We start from the raw sequence: 827 nt of genomic DNA, 5'->3' as shown, positions 1-827 counted from the left end.
CGTCTGCTGGCCGAGCGCGGTGCAACTGTTGAGCGGCGTGAGCTGGTTGAGGCACTCGGAGAAGATGTCTATGAGTTCAACTATGCTCATCTGGACACAATCGTGAGCCGTCTGAGGAGACGGGCAAAAAAAGCAGGGATTTTGCTTCCGTTACATGCGATACGGGGGAGGGGTTTTACCTTTGCCGATTGAAAATCGATCCTACAGTTCACCGGAGAAACTAGATTTACCAGAGGGAATTCAACAGACTCGGTCGGACTGGTCCTAAACATGTGCACGGTGGCCGAGTACCAGGTCAAAACCAGATACTCACTGCGGTAATGCCAGCATGCATTTTCGTTCAATTTAAGCCGAAGCGAGTTTCGTTCCCTTCCCGCACTTCGTTTTACCACCGATTGCAAACGTCAACGCCGCACTTTCATCCACTGTCAGGCGATCAGCCCATTGACTTCATCAAGCTGTTGAGCCTCGGATCAGGCCGACTGGCCATCATCGAACCGGCAATGCAGATCTAACCCGATTTAGCGAATTTCCAACCAGCTGACGAGTGTCAACTCCTGGTATCCAGACCTCGCGCAATCCTCGGTCGAAGCTCTTTGATCGCTGTAGTTCTGCTCGAATGGCGAGCGTGCTCTTGGCATTGCTGTGAAGAATTTGGTCCGAAGCTCCCTCTGTGTCAGACTACTCCTACGCAATCACATGCCCGGATCCCCCTAGCATATGTGTCCCTGACTGTCATGAAACTCACATTGTCTAGCACCTTTTGCCCGATTCGCCCTCCATCCATCTGGTGAAGATCACGGAATAGTTGTATCGTGTGTGATATG

General features: G+C 51.6%; 1 pseudogene. It reads left to right on the top strand.

The features are described from left to right. Positions 1-192: pseudogene (locus RCF13_RS03050) on the top strand (helix-turn-helix domain-containing protein); the annotation flags it as partial. Between the last annotated feature and the right edge of the window lie 635 nt (positions 193-827).

Origin of the sequence: Stenotrophomonas maltophilia group sp. RNC7, assembly GCF_030910085.1 — a bacterium.
GTDB lineage: Bacteria > Pseudomonadota > Gammaproteobacteria > Xanthomonadales > Xanthomonadaceae > Stenotrophomonas > Stenotrophomonas sepilia.
Note: the sequence above shows the minus strand (reverse complement) of the source record. Positions and strands in the feature narration are given on the sequence as shown.